The 19,347-nt window shown below is 41.1% G+C and carries 20 protein-coding genes; 15 read left to right on the top strand and 5 right to left on the bottom strand.

Annotation, left to right across the window (positions count from 1 at the left end; all coding sequences use genetic code 11):
- The first annotated feature begins 74 nt into the window (after nt 1–74).
- From rpmB to IE056_RS10750, 14 genes are all read left to right on the top strand, one after another.
- Entirely contained in the window at nt 75–314 is a 240-nt protein-coding gene (gene rpmB, locus IE056_RS10815) for a 50S ribosomal protein L28 (RefSeq protein WP_189604736.1), read from the top strand.
- Between the two features lie 27 nt (nt 315–341).
- Nucleotides 342–524, top strand: a complete 183-nt coding sequence (gene rpmG / locus IE056_RS10810) for a 50S ribosomal protein L33 (RefSeq protein ID WP_029034962.1) — start codon at nt 342–344, stop codon at nt 522–524.
- A gap of 6 nt (nt 525–530) precedes the next feature.
- Nucleotides 531–683, top strand: a complete 153-nt coding sequence (locus IE056_RS10805) for a DUF4295 domain-containing protein (RefSeq protein ID WP_189604735.1) — start codon at nt 531–533, stop codon at nt 681–683.
- Nucleotides 684–818: 135 nt separating this feature from the next.
- Nucleotides 819–1,778, top strand: a complete 960-nt coding sequence (gene ftsY, locus IE056_RS10800) for a signal recognition particle-docking protein FtsY (protein WP_189604734.1) — start codon at nt 819–821, stop codon at nt 1,776–1,778.
- A gap of 15 nt (nt 1,779–1,793) precedes the next feature.
- Entirely contained in the window at nt 1,794–3,455 is a 1,662-nt protein-coding gene (locus IE056_RS10795; protein WP_189604733.1) for an amidase family protein, read from the top strand.
- Between the two features lies 1 nt (nt 3,456).
- Nucleotides 3,457–3,735, top strand: coding sequence for a hypothetical protein (locus tag IE056_RS10790; protein WP_189604732.1), 279 nt, complete (start codon nt 3,457–3,459; stop codon nt 3,733–3,735).
- Nucleotides 3,736–4,635: 900 nt separating this feature from the next.
- Complete coding sequence (locus IE056_RS10785; protein ID WP_189604731.1) at nt 4,636–4,821, top strand: hypothetical protein; 186 nt, start codon at nt 4,636–4,638, stop codon at nt 4,819–4,821.
- Nucleotides 4,822–4,961: 140 nt separating this feature from the next.
- Nucleotides 4,962–7,247 (top strand): IPT/TIG domain-containing protein, encoded by a 2,286-nt coding sequence (locus tag IE056_RS10780; protein ID WP_189604730.1) that lies wholly within the window; start codon nt 4,962–4,964, stop codon nt 7,245–7,247.
- 47 nt (nt 7,248–7,294) lie between these two features.
- Nucleotides 7,295–7,993 (top strand): hypothetical protein, encoded by a 699-nt coding sequence (locus IE056_RS10775; protein WP_189604729.1) that lies wholly within the window; start codon nt 7,295–7,297, stop codon nt 7,991–7,993.
- Between the two features lie 36 nt (nt 7,994–8,029).
- The gene (locus IE056_RS10770) at nt 8,030–8,593 is read left to right on the top strand and encodes a hypothetical protein (RefSeq protein WP_189604728.1); all 564 of its coding nucleotides are present in this window, start codon (nt 8,030–8,032) and stop codon (nt 8,591–8,593) included.
- A gap of 92 nt (nt 8,594–8,685) precedes the next feature.
- A complete protein-coding gene (locus IE056_RS10765) occupies nt 8,686–9,264 on the top strand; it encodes a TetR/AcrR family transcriptional regulator (RefSeq protein ID WP_189604727.1) in 579 nt (192 codons plus the stop codon).
- A gap of 79 nt (nt 9,265–9,343) precedes the next feature.
- Nucleotides 9,344–9,976, top strand: coding sequence for a nitroreductase family protein (locus tag IE056_RS10760; RefSeq protein WP_189604726.1), 633 nt, complete (start codon nt 9,344–9,346; stop codon nt 9,974–9,976).
- A gap of 9 nt (nt 9,977–9,985) precedes the next feature.
- Nucleotides 9,986–11,146 (top strand): iron-containing alcohol dehydrogenase, encoded by a 1,161-nt coding sequence (locus tag IE056_RS10755; RefSeq protein WP_189604725.1) that lies wholly within the window; start codon nt 9,986–9,988, stop codon nt 11,144–11,146.
- Between the two features lie 237 nt (nt 11,147–11,383).
- Nucleotides 11,384–12,247: an aminotransferase class IV gene (locus IE056_RS10750; protein WP_189604724.1), complete on the top strand. Its 864-nt coding sequence runs from the start codon at nt 11,384–11,386 to the stop codon at nt 12,245–12,247.
- A gap of 318 nt (nt 12,248–12,565) precedes the next feature.
- Here the strand turns inward: IE056_RS10750 and IE056_RS10745 are convergent, their stop codons facing one another.
- The gene (locus IE056_RS10745; protein ID WP_229793731.1) at nt 12,566–13,645 is read right to left on the bottom strand and encodes a DmpA family aminopeptidase; all 1,080 of its coding nucleotides are present in this window, start codon (nt 13,643–13,645) and stop codon (nt 12,566–12,568) included.
- A gap of 223 nt (nt 13,646–13,868) precedes the next feature.
- Between IE056_RS10745 and rimO the strand changes: the two genes are divergently transcribed.
- Nucleotides 13,869–15,221 (top strand): 30S ribosomal protein S12 methylthiotransferase RimO, encoded by a 1,353-nt coding sequence (rimO, locus tag IE056_RS10740; RefSeq protein ID WP_189604722.1) that lies wholly within the window; start codon nt 13,869–13,871, stop codon nt 15,219–15,221.
- 348 nt (nt 15,222–15,569) lie between these two features.
- On the opposite strand, the gene IE056_RS10735 is transcribed toward rimO, so the two are convergent.
- The 4 genes from IE056_RS10735 to IE056_RS10720 form a co-directional block, all read right to left on the bottom strand.
- Nucleotides 15,570–16,625, bottom strand: a complete 1,056-nt coding sequence (locus IE056_RS10735; RefSeq protein ID WP_189604721.1) for a class I fructose-bisphosphate aldolase — start codon at nt 16,623–16,625, stop codon at nt 15,570–15,572.
- A gap of 145 nt (nt 16,626–16,770) precedes the next feature.
- Entirely contained in the window at nt 16,771–17,460 is a 690-nt protein-coding gene (locus IE056_RS10730) for a TIGR02117 family protein (protein WP_189604720.1), read from the bottom strand.
- 62 nt (nt 17,461–17,522) lie between these two features.
- The gene (locus tag IE056_RS10725) at nt 17,523–18,767 is read right to left on the bottom strand and encodes a cysteine desulfurase-like protein (protein WP_189604719.1); all 1,245 of its coding nucleotides are present in this window, start codon (nt 18,765–18,767) and stop codon (nt 17,523–17,525) included.
- Nucleotides 18,767–19,333: a TVP38/TMEM64 family protein gene (locus IE056_RS10720; protein WP_189604718.1), complete on the bottom strand. Its 567-nt coding sequence runs from the start codon at nt 19,331–19,333 to the stop codon at nt 18,767–18,769. Before IE056_RS10720 ends, IE056_RS10725 begins: the two co-directional genes overlap by 1 nt.
- Between the last annotated feature and the right edge of the window lie 14 nt (nt 19,334–19,347).

Below are 19,347 nucleotides of genomic sequence, written 5' to 3'. Positions count from 1 at the left end.
AGAGTGTTGGCAATTAGGTAAAAAAATCGTTAATTTGCAGCCTGTTTTGAAATAACGAGTTAAAGTATAGAGCAATGTCAAGAGTTTGTGAACTTACAGGTAAAAAAGCGATGGTAGGAAACAATGTTTCCCACGCAATGAACAAAACAAAGCGTAAATTTGACGCCAACTTGGTGAAGAAACGTTTTTATATTCCTGAAGAAGATAGATGGGTAACTTTAAAGGTTTCTACTTCTGCAATTAAGAACATCAATAAAAAAGGAATCTCTGCTGTTATCAAGGAAGCAAGAGAAAAAGGATTTTTGAATAAGTAATAATCCTCACAATAAAGACGCGGTAAAATGGCAAAGAAAGGTAATAGAGTTCAGGTAATTTTAGAATGTACAGAGCATAAAGCGACTGGAAAACCTGGTACATCAAGATACATCACTACAAAAAACAAAAAGAACACGCCAGATAGAATGGAGTTGAAGAAATTCAACCCTATCCTAAAGAAAATGACGGTTCATAAAGAAATAAAATAATAAGTCATGGCAAAGAAATCAGTAGCATCATTACAGACAGGATCAAAGAGATTAACCAAAGCTATTAAAATGGTAAAATCTCCTAAGAGCGGCGCCTATACTTTTGTGGAACAAATTATGGCTCCAGAAGCAGTAAATGACTTTTTGAATAAAAAATAAGTTATTTCAATAAAATATTTTATGAGCCGTCTCGATGACAAATCGGGACGGCTTTTTCTTTTTGTGTATATTTACACGCGTAAGAGCTACACAATAGCTTCTCAAGATTTGATCAATTTCAATAGCAAATAGAAAATGAGTTTATTCAAGAAAATTTTTTCCAAAGAGAAAAAGGAGACTTTAGACAAAGGATTAGAAAAATCTAAAAAGAATTTCTTTTCAGAACTGGGTAAAGCTGTAGCCGGTAAGTCTAAAGTGGATGATGAAGTTCTTGATGATCTGGAAAATGTACTGGTGGCAAGTGATGTAGGCGTTACGACCACCGTAAAAATTATAAACCGAATCGAAGCCAGGGTTGCAAAGGACCGCTACCTGGGCACCGACGAACTGAATAAGATCCTGCGGGAAGAGATTGCAGCGCTGCTAGCCCAAACCAATTCAGGCGAAGCAACCGACTTTTATGTACCTGCCGAGAAAAAGCCGTATGTGATCATGGTTGTGGGCGTAAACGGGGTTGGGAAAACCACTACCATTGGAAAACTGGCGTACCAGTTTAAGAAAAATGGTAAAAAAGTGGTTCTTGGCGCAGCCGATACCTTTAGGGCGGCAGCCATAGATCAGCTGCAGGTTTGGGCTGATAGGGTAGATGTTCCCATCGTAAAACAGCAAATGGGAAGTGATCCTGCTTCAGTGGCTTTTGACAGTATTCAGAGTGCTGTAAAACAGGATGCAGATGTGGTGATCATCGATACTGCCGGGCGCCTTCACAATAAGGTGAACTTAATGAACGAGCTTACCAAAATCAAACGGGTAATGCAAAAGGTGGTGGACGATGCGCCTCACGAAGTTTTATTAGTGCTGGACGGCTCTACAGGACAAAATGCTTTTGAGCAGGCAAAGCAGTTTACTGCGGCTACCGAAGTGACTTCCCTTGCAGTGACCAAACTCGACGGAACTGCCAAAGGTGGTGTAGTGATTGGGATCAGTGATCAGTTCCAGGTGCCGGTGAAATATATTGGCGTTGGTGAAGGGATTGAAGACCTTCAGGTATTCAATAAATACGAATTTGTAGATTCCTTTTTTAAAGCAAATTAAATTCAGTTTCCGTTCATGAAGAGATTTTTCCTCCTTCCCGTACTCTGTTTGTTGATAGTATCCTGTAAAACTTCGGAAGAAAAACCATTGGAGCCGGCCGTAGTCTGGGAACCTTACGATGAAACTGCCGAGCTGGAAGAACAGGCATTAAATGAAAATGAACGACTTCAGTTTAAATTGATCAACTCAAAGTTTCTCGATAAGAACACCATTTGGAATTCGTTTGAGGCAGATTTAGCCGAATTTTCTGAAGAAAAATACCATCAGCTGAAGCCTCTTATCCTGGAACAGGATATTCCCACGCTTCAGCAAAGCATCAAAAACGGAAATCTTACCTATACAGATCTTACCCTGTTTTACATTTACCGCATCCGGAAGTTTGAAAGTGACAACGATCTTTCGCTGAATGCCGTGATTGCTTTAAGCCCTGAAGTGGTAGACCAGGCGAGAGCGTTAGATGAAAAAGGAACTGAAGGCACAGACGTGTATTCCATCTACGGAATGCCGGTGCTGCTAAAAGATAATATTGATGTTTCCGGAATGAACACTACAGCCGGAGCCATTGCTTTTGCTGAAAATCAGCCGCAGGCAAGCGCTTTTATCGTTGACAGGCTGCAGCAGAACAATGCGTTGATCCTCGGAAAAGTAAATCTAAGCGAATGGGCGTATTATTTCTGTAGCGGCTGTCCGCTTGGCTACAGTGCTGTCGGCGGACAAACCCTGAATCCCTACGGAAGAAAAGAATTTGAAACCGGAGGTTCCAGTTCTGGAAGTGGCGTAGCCGTGGCTGCAAATTATGCGGTGGCCGCCGTGGGAACCGAAACTTCGGGCTCTATCATCTCTCCTTCCAGTCAGAATTCTGTAGTCGGATTAAAACCGACTGTTGGCTTACTCAGTCGCACCGGAATTGTACCAATTTCCAGCACGCTGGATACTCCCGGGCCAATGACAAAGTCGGTGATCGATAATGCTATTTTCCTGCAGGCAATGATTGGCGAGGACAGGCAGGATAAAGCCTCTGTGGCCAGTGATAAAGATTATTTCCACGGGCTGCAGGAGGCGAGTTTAGAAGGGAAAAGAGTAGGGGTGATCAAAGAATTACTTCAGGATTCATTGTACAATGCAGCTGTGGAGCAAATGCGGACTGCAGGTGCGACCGTGATCGAATTCGATCCGCCGCAGGTGTCTATGGAAGGCTTTGCCACCTTGCTTGATGTGGATATGAAACAGGATCTGCCAAATTATATCGCTACCGCAGGAGATGAGGATCTTGAAGTGCGGGATGTAAAAGACATTGTAGGTTTTAACTTGGGAGACAGTTTAACCCGTGCTCCGTATGGTCAGGCACTTTTTGAAGGAATTGTACGCGACACTACGACCGTAGAAGAACTGGAAGCGTTAAAAATCCGGCTTCAGGAAAACGGAAGAAGATTTTTTGACGAGCCTATGGACGAGCATAAGCTCGATGTGGTGCTTTCCATCAATAACTATCACGCCGGTTATGCTGCCGTGGCAAAATATCCTGCGCTTACGGTGCCTATGGGTTACCAGAAGACGGGAGAGCCTAAAAATGCCACTTTCATCGCCAGACCTTTTGAAGAAGATAAGCTGCTTCAGCTCGGTGCTGCTTTTGAGAAAGCATCCCGCCAAAGAATAGCCCCGGAAACCTACAACTAATATGTCCCAAAGAAACCTGATCATCATTACAAAGATCATTTTGTTCTACAGTATCTTTTTTGTAGGATTAAAGCTGTTTGTAATATTAAGTGGGGGCTGGCCCATCCCAAATTTAGTGCTGGCCTTACCCTTTCTGATCCTCGCTGTTGTCTCCGGAATAATGGTGAAAAAGGAAAATTATTCCTGGTTTTTTGTAGCCGTGGGTGCCGCTGTCATTATCCTGATGCGCATCTACGAAACCCAATGGACTCACTGGATTCAACAGCAGGTGGGGAATTAATTTTCTTCTGAAGTATAGAAAAGTTCCTTCCCTGGCTACCTTTCTAAAAAGTTTAACGAGAGGTATATTTTCTTTAGAACCTTATCTGTAAAAACTTTATTCACAGTACTTTGTTGATAAGCTGTGCGCTTCTTTACGTTTACACGTAATTTTATTTAACAAAATTTTAGTAGGTTTACTGACACGGCAAAAGATGTAGTTATCCTTTTGAAATAAAGGATATCCAAAAATTTTGTTGTGGTATAACGAATTAGGTAAAATCTCAAAAAATTGAGCACTATATCAAAAAAGAAAATGAAGAAGCTATAAAGGATTCTGGATATCTACTTGAAGACAGAGCCAATAAAATTCTACAGAAAAGAAAGTGGTATACAATACCTAACGATAGATACGTTGACTCTCATACAGATAAGGAACGTGAAATAGATATTCTTGGATATTCTATGTCAGGTGATTTTGATAGCGAGATGGATTTTATACACTCCTCTTTAATAATTGAGTGTATGAATAATAAAGAACCAATTGCTTTTTTTTGAAAAAAAAGAAAAATTTCCAAGTATTATAGCTGGTTTAAATTATAATGATTTCAATGAGCATTTTAGAGAAATATTAAGCAATGCTCAATTCGAAATGCTCCAAAACAAGCTTCACGTAAATTCTACTCAATATTGTAGTTTCCAAAGAGTCCAAAAACTTACTAAAACAATTAATAATGGTTGGATTGCTACTTATCCAGATTTAAAACACGAGGCTATTGATTCACTATTCAAGTATATAAAATACAACCAAGATTCATAAAAAACGTTAATTGAACTTGATAAACTAATTTTCGGAGCTTATTATAGACCTGTAATAGTACTTTAAGGAGAATTATTAGTTATAAATCAGAATGTAAAGGAGTTGAAAATTGAAAACACTGAACATATTAAATTTTCGATACCTAAAACTGGAAATAATGGATTTTTATTTACTATTGATGTGGTAATTGAAAGTTACTTAGAGAAATATTTGGAAGCAGTAGAGATTGGAGATTCATCTGTAGATGAACAAATAATAAAAATGAGACATAAATTAAAAATTAAATAAAAACTTTATCTTATAATTAATGACACAAATCGCGAAATACCTCTTAAAATGCCATTTTTGAGTAATTCTAAATTTCATTAATTAATAATTATTCATCCCCAACTTCACCTCAATGACTTATCGCACATCACCATAAGAATATGAAAATTAGTAAATTCCGAATACTTGCTATCATCTTTATATCCATGTTTATTTCCTGTAGTACAGATGAGGACGAGGTTGATCCTCAAGAGGTGGAACCTATATTTGAAACTTCAAATGCACTTATTGGAACAAAAGGAGGTGTTCATTTATCAGGAACCTATACATCCAATGGAAAAGTTATTTCAGAAGCAGGGTTTGAATATTCAGTAGATAACCTTTTTAATAGTAAAACCAGGCTTTACACAGAACCTACATCAAATGGTGAGCTGGAATTTTTTCTTACGAACGGCATAGACGAGAACGTAAAATATTATTACAGAGTTTTTGTAACATCAGCCGGTGAATCGTTCTACGGTAATTATAATAGCTTTATCTCAGATGGCAGTGTCGCCCCGGAAGTAGATTCTATTTCAAATGATTTTGGCCATATTGCAGATACTCTTAAGATCTACGGAAATTACTTTACAGACAGTAAATATTCCACCGATGTTTATTTTTCAAATATCAAGGGACAAGTAATTTCATTAAACGATACGCTGATTGAATGTAAGGTTCCCGGGAATATCAGTGGTGTTGTTAATGATATAATAGTAAGAATTGACAACAGGATAGGTTTCTACTCTTCCTTTACACTTTTTAAACCTTCAATTGAAATTATTGATCCCATTGCCGGGTTGATTGGTGACACGCTCTCTATTACAGGAAATCACTTCGATCTGGTAAACTCTAGAAACAAGGTGTTTTTTGGTAATACCGGCGCTAATGTTATAGAATCAAACAGAGAGGTGGTAAAGGTATTGGTTCCTGAAAACATTCAAAATACTTCTGAGTCAATTTCTATAAATGCTCAACTGCAAACGGTAGTTTCTGATACTCCATTCCGGTTGCTGGAGCCTGAAATAAGTTCTGTTTCTCCCTTAAATGCCACATTTCGGGATGAACTAACGATTACGGGCAAAAACTTTGATATCGAAAAAACCAGAAATAAAGTCTATTTTGGAAACATAGAAGCAACAATCACTTATGCTGACAGAAACATTCTAAAAGTATTAGTGCCAGACGACTTGGAGAGCAGTTCGGAGCCGATTAAAGTCATTGCACAACTTCAGGAAGTAGTTTTTAAATACAACTTTCAGCTAACTCAACCTGAAATCTCTTTTGTTCCACAAGATGTATTTGCCAATCAGGAGATTACCATTAAGGGTGCTTTTTTTCATCCTGTTTTAGAAAAGAATAAAATTACCATAGAGGAAGTTAACGCAGAAGTTACCTCTGGAGATACTAAAAGTATCAATACCAAAGTACCGCTGGGTCCTTTTCCAAGAAGAAAAGCCGTGGTGAAAATACAACTCTTAGATTTAGTTACAGAATATGAAATTGAACTGAATATTCTGGATAAATGGGTTATGGTATCTGATAATTTGCCGTTTAGATTTCACAGGTCTATGAATAATGCTGTGGTTGCCGGTAATAAAGCTTTTGTAATTGCGCCGTCTGCTGGCGATTTTAGTGAAAGACCCAGCTCCTATTTATGGGAATTTAATCCGAAGGATTTTAGCTGGAAAAAATCTGCAATTCCCTTCTCATTTAAATGGAGTGGTGTTTCGGTTTCAAACGGCAGTAAATTCTATCTCTATGATGCTGAATCCGAGAATGGCTTTTGGGAATTTGACCCGGGAACTTACCAATGGAATCAGATGGCTTCCTTTCCTGGTGCAAGGCGGGATTATCCAACACATTTTTCAATAAACGGAGATATATATATTGGAATGGGAGCAGACTTTGATCCCTACACAAGTATAAATTATGGAGATTTTTATAAATATTCACCAACAACTGACAGCTGGTCGCAAATAGCTGATTTTACTTATCAAGCCAATGCATTAAGAACAGAGACATCAACTTTTACAATTAATGGGATTGCATATGTTGGGAATGGAGCAACAAATACCGGAATGGTGGATTACTGGTCTTATCACCCAAAGACTGATGAATGGATAAGGATTGCAGATTTTAATGATTCAAGAAGATACACAGCCTCCTTTGTTTTAAATGGATATGGCTATGTCACAGGAGGAACACCAACAGGTTGGGGGAACATGAAAGATTCCTGGAGGTATGACCCTAATTTGGATTCCTGGACACAAGTAGATGATATAGGTCATATTGATAGAGGTGGACATTTTTCCTTTTCAATAAACGGCAAAGCTTATATTGGAGGTGGCGGGATATACAATTCAGGAGGCTCTACAGGTTTTGACTTTTACGAATTTATACCATAAGAACAACCGTGGTAACATCAATTATGAACTCCTAACTAACCTTAATCATGAAGCACCTGAATTCCTTTCCGATATTTCTATTCCTGATGGTTTTTTCATCATCATTTATTACAGCTCAAAACACCTCTGAACCAACAAATTTTGTCTTTAAGAAGTCAATGGTGGCTTCCCAAAATGGAATCTCAAACTTAGAAAGAAAGCATGATTCTTTAATTGATGCAATGGTCAATCCAAATGGAAAAGATTCTTTGATGAACAAGCAGCTCAAGGAGCTTCAAATGACCGATTTTCTAACTCAATCACCAGATACGGAAATCTATGTTGAGGTTCAAAACGATTCTGTTTGGAGGTACAAAAAACTAAAAGGGGAAATGATTGGCGATTATTTGATGATATTGAAAAATACTGGAATCCTCAACTATTACGATAGATCGAAATCTATTAATTATGACAAATATGATCTTTTTGCTGGAAACAATGTGTATGAAATTTCAGAAGATAGAAATGATAGAAAAGAGATCAAAGGTTATGACTATTTCAAATTAAGATTGGTTAAAATTGATGAAGAAAGTGATTTGCGAAATTTAATCTATGAAATGTATGTAACTGATCAAATTGATTTGCCGATACATTCGGTTATAAACCTGGGAAAATTTCTTCCAAAGACTTTTCCAATGGAAATCAAGATTTCAGAAGAAGAACTTCCCGGAATGGCTGAGGTGTACGAAATAATTGAAATCGAGTAGCAATATCTTTAAGTTGAAATTTGAGCCCAAGAAAAGATGAAAGCACAAAAACTTATTTCTGAAGCAGGTTTTTCTCTTCACCAGAAGATAATCCTTATCGGGTTTTCCCTTCCGCCACTTTTATTCTTAATTGCTCTTTTCTTTATTGACTCTCAGTTAAATTGGAGGGGGTATATCTTCTTTTCAGGCATTTTATTTCTTTTCCTGATGTTTATTTCCCTGGCATTCTCTAAAAAAGGACTGATCAAAAAAGGTAATAAATTGTATAAAGGAAAATTCTTTCTTGGAACCACCATTTTTAAGAGGAAGATATACCTGCACAACCGGCCTGTGGTTTCAATCTTAAAATTTAAAAAGAGTCAGAAATTTGCCTTTTTCTCAGCTGCTAAACCCGATTTAAGCGAAGAATTCAACTCCTTCCAAATATTTGTATTAACTGAGAATCACATTAAAAGGGATTCCGTCATGTATTTCAAGAAGGAAGACAATGCACAAAAGGCAATTCAGTTCCTTACGAATGATTTTCCTTTAAGACATGAGGTATTCAGTCCGGATTTTTCAAACATGAGAGCTACCTCAGTTATCGCTAACAGGAGATGATAATATTCCTTAATGGTAGCATGGAACTAATTAATCATTTGTAAAAATGAACGTTCATTCTTTTTTTATATCTTTGCATTTTAAATAAATTCATGAAGGCGATTTCCAAAAGTCAGATAAAGAGAGATGCTTTAGTAAAAGCAACGATATGCCTGGTAAACAACAACGGTTTCCATGCTACTCCCATGTCTAAGATCGCTAAAATGGCCAATGTTTCCCCTGCTACCATTTACCTCTATTTCAAAAATAAACAGGATCTGGCGAATCAGGTGTACATGGAGGTGAAAGCGGAGTTCAGCAGTTTTGCTTTTAAAGATTACGATCCGGGGATGAGCGTGGAAGAAGGTTTTCAGAAGATATGGATGAATATTGCCACATTCAAGCTTAGAGAAGTGGACCATGCGCTGTTCCTTTCACAATGTGACAATACCCCCATGATCGATGAAGAAAGCAGGCAGCAGGGCCTAAAACACCTGGAGCCACTCGTGGAACTCTGGGAACGCGGAAAAAAAGAAGGCATCCTGAAACCCCTTTCCCCATTCGTTTTATATGCCTTCACTATTTACCCGATCACCTTCCTCATGAACATTGAGAACGGCGGGCTGTGTAAAGTGGATGAACAAGCTCTGGAAAAAGCCTACGTGGCAGCCTGGGACAGCATTAAACTTTAATTTTTAAGATTATTTAAAACGAAAATTTTTTTCTCTATAAAAAAGAATGAACATTCATTAATATTTAAATATCAGAACTATGGAATTATTAGATAAACTCAACTGGCGTTACGCCACCAAAGCCATGAACGGCGAAAAAGTGCCACAGGAAAAGATCGATGCCATTCTGGAAGCGGCTTCCCTTGCACCAACTTCCAGCGGATTACAACCCTTCGAAATTTTGGTAGTGACCAATCCGGAGATCAAGAAAAAGATCAGGGCCATTGCCTGGGACCAGTCGGTAGTGACCGATTGTTCGCATCTCTTGGTTTTTGCGGCCTGGGATACCTATACCCAAGAACGCATCAACAAGGTGTTTGATCTGACCAATGAAAAAAGAGGCTTTAAAAGTGAAGGTTTTGAAAATTACCGTCAGAAATTATTGAGTCATTATCCGCAGCGCGAAGCCGAAGAGAATTTTAACCATGCTGCGAGGCAGGCATACATTGCTTTTTCACAGGCCATTGCTGCCGCTGCTTTTGAAGGAGTGGACAGCACGCCTATGGAAGGTTTTGATGAAGCTGCCCTGGATGAGATCCTTAATCTTCGGGGAAAAGGCCTGAAGAGCTGTGTGATCCTTCCGCTTGGTTACCGCGATACCGAAAATGACTGGCTGGCCGGACTTGTGAAGGTCAGGAAAAGTAAAGAAGACCTGGTAACTGTAATCAACTAATAGTATTTCATGAAGAATTTTGAATTCAAGAATCCAACCAAAATCATTTTTGGAAAAGGACAAATAGAAAAGCTGAGCCAGGAAATTCCTGAAAATGCTAAAATCCTGATGTTATATGGAGGCGGAAGCATTATTCGGAACGGCATTTATGAGCAGGTAAAAGAGGCACTTTCAGGATATGAAGTGGTGGAGTTCGGCGGAATTCCTGCCAACCCTGAATATTCCGTATTAATGGATGCCCTGAAGGTTATCAGGGACAAAAACATTACGTTTCTGCTGGCTGTAGGAGGAGGATCTGTCATTGATGGAACCAAATTTTTATCCTCTGCCGCCGAATATGAAGGTGAAACTCCGTGGGACATTCTTGCGCAGAAAATTCCAACCACCAAAGCAATGCCTTTCGGAACCGTACTTACGTTGCCTGCAACCGGATCAGAAATGAATTCCGGAGCAGTAATTACCCGCGCCGAGACCAAAGAAAAACTCGGAATGGGCGGCACGGGATTATTTCCGTTGTTTTCCATTTTAGATCCGCAGGTGATCCAGTCGGTTCCTTCCCGACAACTGGTTAATGGAATAACCGATGCTTTCACCCACGTGCTGGAACAGTACATGACCTATCCCAGCGGAGCCATTTTGCAGGACAGGTTTGCTGAAAGCATTCTTCAGACCCTCATCGAAGTCGGACCAAAAGTCCTGGATGATCCTACAGATCATGTTGCGGCTTCCAACTTTATGTGGAGTTGCACCATGGCCCTCAACGGACTTATTCAAAAAGGTGTGCCTACAGACTGGGCGGTGCATGCGATGGGGCATGAGCTAACAGCCCTTTACGGAATCGACCACGCCAGAACCCTTGCAGTCATCACGCCAAGCCATTACAAATTCAATTTCGAAACCAAGAAAGAGAAACTGGCGCAGTACGCAGAAAGAGTATGGAACATCACCGAAGGTTCGCTGGATCACAAAGCTTCCGCGGCCATTGAGAAGACCGAGGAGTTTTTTAATCTGATGGGTATCGATACAAAATTATCTGCCTACACCAGGGATTACCACGGCACAGCAGAAGAGATCTCCAAACGATTCAAAGAGAGAGGCTGGACCGGGCTTGGAGAACACCAGTCCCTAACCCCAGATGATGTTCAGGAGATTGTAAAAAGGGCATATTAGAATTTTTCATTCTTCTTTGATAAAGCCTTCCGTACGATTCGGAAGGCTTTTTTTTATCAATTAGAATTGAAGGAATAATCCGGTGCCCTATAATTTTTGAGAAAAATCCGATTTCTATCCTATCTGAAAATGTATATTTGGACAACATCCAGAAGCAGGGTTTCAGAAATAAATTGAACAATCCTGCAAACCGAAGACAGTTCAAAAAATACATTATAAAGCTACTTCCAATCATCCATGAAAACCAAAAAGAAATATCCAGTGGAAGTTTACCTGAACGACCAATGGATGCCATCGCAGGAAGCCACCGTTTCTGTATTTGATCGTTCTTTTATGTTTGCAGATGGGATCTATGAGGTGACACCATTTTACAACGGCAAACCATTTCGAATAGAAGACCATGTGGCGCGTGTGAAATATTGCCTGCAGCAAATGAACATCGATTTTGATATTTCCGCCCTGCACGACTTCATGCTGGAAGCGGTGGAACGATCCACTTTTTCTAAAGAAGACGCCGCTGTTTATCTGCAAATCTCCCGTGGTATGGCGCCGCGTTCTCATTTTATTCCGCAAGAGATAAAGCCGACGCTTTTACTGTACGCTTTCCAGGTGAATCTGGCGGATTTTGAGGACAGGCATTGGAAAGTTATGGCTTCAGAAGATTTCCGATGGCACAGGTGTGATATCAAGTCTACTGCACTTTTGGCAAACACGATGGCCAATGATGCTGCTCTCTCTGCCGGATACGATGAAAACCTGTTATTCCGAAACGGACATTTCACCGAAGGTTCACACACCACGATCTTTTTCGTCAAAAACAAAACCGTCTACACCCATCCCGAAGGTCGGCAGATCCTCTCCGGCATCACCCGAAAGGTGGTTCTGGAACTCTGCCGCGACCTGGATATTGTGGTAAAGGAAGAAGCCTTTCCTGTTTCAGGCTTAAAGGAAGTGGATGAGATTTTCCTCACCGGCACCACCACGCAAATAGCTCCAGTTTCTTCCGTAACTATAGAAGGCAAAGAAATGTTTGCGTCTCAAAAAGGCGAAATTACGGCAAGGCTTCAGGAAGAGTTTGTGAAGAGGACGAGAGAAAGGTAAAATCTCAAGTTCCAATTTTAAACCCCTTCATCGACCCCTGAAATTAGAAACTTTGCCGACACTTGAGTAATCGTGCTCCCCAGCGCTTCGACTAATCTGCCCTGAAAACGGGCAGGTTTAGCGTGACAACGTTATTAATTTCTTAATTATCCAACCAATTCCGTTAGCCTCACGGCTCTCAGACTGAGTCCGACGCTGGAGGAATAGTCGAAGTCCTTTTCGGAGAAGAGGCGACGTCGTATTCCGTGACCTCTGCTGACACCAGCTCTATTGAGCAATAGTGTGTCACCATAAATTTGGTGATTGAATAATTGGAATTTACTTCTCAAGCAGAGAAAGCACTTCCTCCACCGGCAATTGCTTAATAGTTCTCCCTTTAAACCCCGTCATACTCTCCGCCATAAAAAGGGAATTGATGATAGCCTCCTCTGTAGCTTCGATGGCGGCCATAAATAGTGGAGACATACGATCATTGGGAACGAATTCCTTTTGTAGCTGATCGGATTCAATCCTGTAGGGAATCCGAACTTTTTCAGCAGTAGAAAATGCAATGACGTAATCTCCGCTGCCGTTGGAGGCGATGCCGCCGGTTTTTGCAAGTCCCATAAAAGCACGTTTTGCCAGCCGTTCCAGATTTCTGCTGTCCAGAGGCGCATCGGTTGCTATCACGATCATACAGGAACCGTCAACATTATTCATTAAATTGTTGCTGAAACTGAATTGCTTCAGTTGCTTTCCCACATTCACGCCGGCAATCTGTAACACGCCGCCGAAGTTGGTCTGTACCAGTACGCCCACCGTATAACCGCCCAGCTCTTCAGGAAGAAGCCGGGAGGAAGTACCGATTCCGCCTTTGAATCCGAAAGCAACCGTGCCGGTTCCGGCTCCAACATTTCCTTCTTCGGTATTGGTTTTTGAGGCCTTCTCGATAGCTAAAATCACATCTTCCACCTGTACGTGCTGCCCGCGAATGTTATTTAAATATCCGTCGTTCGTTTCTCCCACCACGGAGTTTACTGAACGAACATTTTCATTTCCCCGCTGGTGCAACGTATAATTGATCACAGCGTTCATTGCTGTGGGAACGCTGAGCGTATTGGTAAGGATCACCGGGGTTTCCAGGTTTCCCAGTTCAACTACCTGTGTGCTTCCGGACAGTTTTCCGAAGCCATTTCCAACATAAACAGCTGCCGGAACTTTATCCTGAAAAATATTTCCGCCGTGGGGAAGAATTGCAGTCACTCCGGTCCTTACTGAATCTCCTTTTATGAGGGTGGTATGACCGACTTTCACTCCGGAAACATCCGTTATGGCATTCATTTGTCCGGTAGGGATCACGCCGATTTCAATGCCAAGCTCCCGCGCCCGTTCCTGACTAATACTATGAGAACTAATCATTATGCATAATGTGAAATAAAGGAACCGGCTGATTTTCATGGTGGAATTTTCAAATAATCGGGAATTTAAATTATTTCCTGAAACTTTTCTAAATTAAACAAGCTTAAGTTGTTAAGGTAGTTCTGATTTTAGATCGTATCTTTGCACCCGATTTCCGGATAGGTTCGGGAATAGACCCAGCAGGTTTCCAAACCTTGTGAGGTCTGAAAAAAGAAGCAGGAATATGAGAACGAAGACATTAAAGAAGAATAAGATAAATGTAGTGACCCTTGGGTGTAGCAAGAACGTCTATGACAGTGAGGTGCTTATGGGGCAACTCAAAGCAAACGACAAGGAGGTAGTTCACGAGCAGGAAGGAAATATCGTGGTGATCAATACCTGCGGCTTTATCGATAATGCAAAAGAGCAGTCGGTAAACACCATTTTGGAATATGTGGAGCGGAAGAATCAGGGCGAGGTGGACAAGGTTTTCGTCACCGGATGCCTTAGTGAACGCTACAAACCCGATCTTGTAAAGGAAATTCCTGATGTTGATCAATACTTTGGAACGACGGAACTTCCCGGATTACTGGAGGCTCTTGATGCAAATTACAAACACGAGCTAATCGGGGAGCGTTTAACGACTACTCCGAAAAACTATGCTTACCTGAAAATAGCAGAAGGTTGTGACCGACCGTGTTCATTTTGTGCTATTCCTTTAATGCGTGGAAAACACAGGTCCACACCTATTGAAGACCTGGTACAGGAAGCGAAAAAGCTTGCTGCCAACGGAGTAAAAGAATTGATCCTGATCGCTCAGGACCTAACCTACTACGGACTTGACCTTTATAAAAAAAGAAATCTGGCCGAACTTCTTGAAAACCTGGTAAAGGTGGAAGGAATCGAATGGATAAGATTGCATTATGCATTCCCGACAGGTTTTCCGTTGGACGTGCTTGATGTGATGAAGCGGGAGCCGAAGGTTTGTAATTATCTTGATATTCCGTTGCAACACATTTCTGATGATCTTCTGAAATCCATGCGCCGCGGAACCACGCATGAAAAAACTACTAATCTTCTGAAGGAATTCAGAGACCGGGTGCCGGAAATGGCCATCAGGACCACACTTATTGTGGGTTATCCGGGCGAAACTGAAGCTCATTTTCAGGAGTTGAAGGAATGGGTGAAGGAGATGCGTTTTGAACGTCTTGGTTGTTTTACCTATTCTCACGAAGAAAACACCCATGCGTACAACCTTGAAGACGATGTGCCTCAGGAAGTAAAGCAGGAACGGGCAAATGAAATTATGGAACTTCAATCGCAGATTTCCTGGGAACTGAATCAGCAGAAAATAGGAAAGGTTTTCAGAGTTGTGATCGACAGAAAAGAAGGAAATTATTTCGTCGGAAGAACAGAATTCGATTCCCCCGATGTTGATAATGAAGTCCTGATTGACGCTACTTCAGTATATCTGAAAACTGCCGAATATTATGATGTAAAAATTACAGATGCTGCCGACTTTGATTTGTACGGGGAGGCTATCAACGTCACCACCGAAAAACCTAAACGAAAAGAATTGAAGGTAAGAACTGTATAAAGTTCTTCTGATTAAGTACTGCCACGGCTTCACGAATAAATACTGTTTGTGAATCATTGGTTTTTTTATGCCTGATTATTTTCTGACTGACGTCATGTTTAGTACATTTTCAGCATCTCATGTTAAGACCCTGAAACTTCCGACGCTTCGGGACAGGGTGACGAACTAAATTAAAACCTTTCAGGGGTAGCGCATTACATAAAAAGACCTACAAGGTTCCAAAAACCTTGCAGGTCAGATTCCTGGGAATGCTTAGCGATCTTGGCGTTTTTAAAGCTTTGCAACTTTGCGTGAAATCCTTCCTTTTCAACTGCCAACTAATTCACTGCGTACTGCCTGCTTCTAAAATCACGCAACCGTAATTTCCTTTTCGAGATATACTTCCTGAACACTTCTTAAAATATCCACTCCGTCGGAAAATGGCCGCTGAAAGGCTTTTCTTCCCATGATGAGTCCGCTGCCGCCCGCGCGTTTATTGATCACAGCTGTTTTAACCGCTTTCTTCACATCAGACTCTCCCTTCGAGCCTCCCCCGGAGTTGATCAATCCGATTTTTCCCATATAACAGTTGGCTACCTGCAGCCGGCAAAGATCAATTGGATGATCTGTAGCCAGACTTTCGTACATGGCATCATCCTGTTTTCCGAAGCCGATTTCCCGGTATCCGAAATTGGTGGTGGGTAATTTTTGTTTGATGATATCGGCTTTTATCGTTACCCCAATGTGGTTTGCCTGCCCGGTAAGATCGGCTGCGGCGTGGTAATCTTCCTGATCTGTTTTAAACTGACTGTTTCTCGTATAACACCATAAAATAGTGGCCATCCCCAGCTGATGGGCTTCTTCAAATGCCGCCGCTATCTCCTGAATTTGCCGGGTGCTTTCTTCAGATCCGAAGTAAATGGTCGCTCCTATAGCCGTGGCTCCCATATCCCAGGCTTCACGAACGCTTCCGAAGGGAATCTGGTCGTATTTATTAGGGTAGGTGAGCAGTTCATTGTGATTGATCTTAACGATAAAAGGGATTTTATGGGCATACTTTCTGGCGTGCAGTGCGAGTCCGCCAAAAGTGGAGGCGACTCCGTTGCAACCGGCTTCCATAGCCAGTTTAATGATGTTTTCGGGATCAAAATAATCCTGGTTTTTATAAAACGAGAAAGCGGCGCTATGTTCAATTCCCTGATCGACTGGCAGTATGTTTACATAACCGGTTCCGCCGAGGGCTCCGTGGTTGTAAAGTTGGGCCAAACTCTTTAAAACCTGCGGACTCCGGTCACTATCTGCAAAAGAATCCACCGTATGTGGCCCCGGGATCATCAATCGGTCTTTGCTTATTTTTTCACTTTTGTACTCCAGCAAAGATGCGTCGGATCCTAAAACTTCAGTAATCTTATCAATGGTTTTCATAGGTGTAATAATTATAATTATTGGTTTAATTTTCTTATTTCCGCAGTGGAGTTTTCCGAGGTTATAAATCAGGTAATTTCACTGCTCCTTTAAGATAAGTGTTTTGTATTGAAGGAGTTAAAAAGAATTGTAAAAAAATGATAAATCACCGGTACTGGTAAAATATTCCTTCGTCAAGAGGGGTCCACAAACAAGCTCTGAGGTCTGCATATTTGAGTCCGTCGTTGATCCAGGTGTTACAGGTGTAGAAAAAGTGCAGCGAACCATTGGCGTGGAAGAAAGCATCGTGTTGATTATAGTGCAGACCTTCCACAGGATTTGCTTTTCCGGCGTTATCGGTCTTAAAAGTAGCATGCACATATTCCACCAGATTTCTATACTGTTCCTTTGTAATAGCTACCGGAACAACAGGCCTGTTCATCCTTATCCCCTGCTCAAATGTCACATGCAGTGCTGAAGGGTTTTCAAGGAAAACTGCCTGAAAAGCAACGGGAAAACGTAGATCTGACCATTCTTTGGTTTCTTTGTAAAACTTGAGATCGCCCCAGCCAAAAGAAATGTATTCGAAATCTGCCGTTTTTGACAGGATTGTTTCTGAAGGTATAACTTCCTGCCAGTCCATGATCTCGTTCTTTACCGGAAAAATAAAATCGGTATGGATGCCGTTGGTCCTTAGGTAAATGGTAATTGTTCCATCTTCTGGCTGGGCTGTATTCACCGGAATAACAGAGCCAATAACGGCTGCAACAAAATACAGCAGCATCACCAGCAAAAAAGACAGCAGGGCTTTGGCTAAAAATTCCAGAACTTTTATGCCAACGTCTGTAGCCTTCATTTTTTAATGTTTCTAAGGTTTTGCTGTAAATGTTACAGCGTATTTATACCCATACCTCTTATTTAAGCTGAAATAAACAACCGGATACATTCCTGTAATGCTTTTTTGAAGATATCGATCTCTTCGAGCGTATTGTAAGGTGCGAATCCTACACGAATCCAGCCTCCGCTGTCCATTACATCAAATACTTCTGTCATGGTTGATGCATAGAAATGTCCGTCGCCAATGCAAAGATTGTATTTTTCGGCAAAGAAGCGGGTAGCATCCCTGGAATGAATATACTCTATTTTAAACGCAAAAGTGGGAGTTTTTGCAACGTTTTCCGGGGCTCGATATAAGGTTACTTCAGGAATTTCAGTTAAAAAAGTTTCCATTTCTGCAATGAGAGACTGTTCATGAGCTTCAATATTTTCCATTCCCGAAGCAAGGCGCTCCTTTCGGTTTTCTCCTTCTCCAAGGCTTTCGATAAAAGAAATGGCACCGCACAAGCCTGCGATCCCTTCGTGGTTTTGGGTTCCTGTTTCAAGGCGGTAGGGGATATCATTGGGAGCAGGTTCCAGTTTTTGTACTGGAAGTTTTTGAAATAGCGCTCCTTTTATGACGGCAATTCCCAAATGTGGTCCAAAGAATTTGTAGGCAGAGCAAAACAATATATCACAATCCAATTGTTTAAAATCCACCTTAAAATGTGGCACCGCATGTACGGCATCAAGCACAGTAAAAGCATTTACTTCTTTTGCCCTTTTAATGATCTTTTCAACTTCTGAAATTGTTCCGGTTAAATTGGAAGACATGCCAGCGGCGACCAAAGCCGTTTTTGAAGTAATGATCTTATCAAGTCCCGAAAGGTCGAGGGTAAGGGTATCTTTATCGACAGGAATGAATTTTACAGTAGCCCCGGTTTCTTTTGCCAGGCTGATCCAGGGATCTACATTGGCCCGGTGGTCCAGTTGTGTCACCACAATCTCATCGCCTTCCTGAATTAAAGATTTCAGGCTGTTGGAAACCTGAAACGCAAGGCTGGTCATGTTCTGTCCGAAAGCCACTTCTTCAGCTTTGCAATTCAGAAGGTCTGCCACAGCAGCTTTTGCTTCGGCAAGTAATTCATCAGTCCTGATGCTGGTAGGAAAAGTGGCGTGAAGGTTTGCCATGCCTGTACTAATATATTCCACCATACGATCTAATGCCGGCTGCGCCATTTGAGTTCCGCCGGGACCATCAAAATAGATCGGAAAAACCTGCTCCTTATCTTTTATCCGAAGTGCGGGAAAGGACGCCCGAACCTTTTCTATCTGAAAATTTTTCATCAATTCTTCTTTTTTCGCTTTTTATGATCAATATACACATAGATGGCGTACAGTACAAAACCAACACCTCCAACCCAGTACAAACCATCTTCCATGCGTTCTAAATCCTGGGAAAAATAACCAACAGCCAAAGATAAAGGGATCATCCCCGCATACGTGGCCGCCATGAATTTTTTAAAGCTCATATTAAAAATTCCGGCAATAAAACTAATGCTGTCATTGGAAAAGAAAGGTGAGATCCTGAACAATACCACAGTTCCGAAGCCATAATTGGAGATCCAGAATTTCATTTTTTCTGATTTCTTCTTACTCATAAAATTCCTGAAGAGGGTGTCTTCCAGTTTATCTCCTATAAAAAAGCCCAGAGTAGAAGCGATTCCTATTCCAACCAGGTTAATTAATACTCCTGACCAGAATCCATAAGCCAGGACAGCAATAATAATGGGAAGCCAGGAAGGAAAAATAAGCAGGAACATTTGAAGCACAATGAAAACGACGATAGCAACAGGTCCCCAGAAGCCAAAATCTTTAAAATACTCCTGAATTCTGTCATGATCTTCACTCATGAGAATTTGCCAGG

The sequence above is a fragment of the Salinimicrobium marinum genome (assembly GCF_014651535.1).
GTDB classification, from domain to species: Bacteria; Bacteroidota; Bacteroidia; order Flavobacteriales; family Flavobacteriaceae; genus Salinimicrobium; species Salinimicrobium marinum.
Note: the sequence above shows the minus strand (reverse complement) of the source record. Positions and strands in the feature narration are given on the sequence as shown.